Genomic DNA, 283 nt, shown 5'->3' on the forward strand with positions numbered 1-283 from the left:
AGGCGGATACCGCGACGGTTAATACGCAATTGGCGGCAAAAGCAGATCAGGCAGCCATGACAACGGCACTTGACGCAAAAGCAGACACAGTGACCGTGAATAAACAGTTGGCAGCGAAAGCAGATCAAGCAGCGATGGATACTGCGTTAGCAGCGAAGGCGGATACCGCGACGGTTAATACGCAATTGGCGGCAAAAGCAGATCAGGCAGCCATGACAACGGCACTTGACGCAAAAGCAGACACAGTGACCGTGAATAAACAGTTGGCAGCGAAAGCAGATCA

1 protein-coding gene is annotated in these 283 nt (G+C 52.3%); it reads left to right on the forward strand.

Going from position 1 to position 283, the window contains the following annotated elements; genetic code table 11:
- Positions 1–283: hypothetical protein (locus A7985_RS26705; RefSeq protein WP_218061313.1), on the forward strand; the 283-nt coding region annotated here is incomplete at both ends.

It is taken from the genome of Pseudoalteromonas luteoviolacea, from assembly GCF_001696455.1.
Taxonomy (GTDB): domain Bacteria; phylum Pseudomonadota; class Gammaproteobacteria; order Enterobacterales; family Alteromonadaceae; genus Pseudoalteromonas; species Pseudoalteromonas luteoviolacea_C.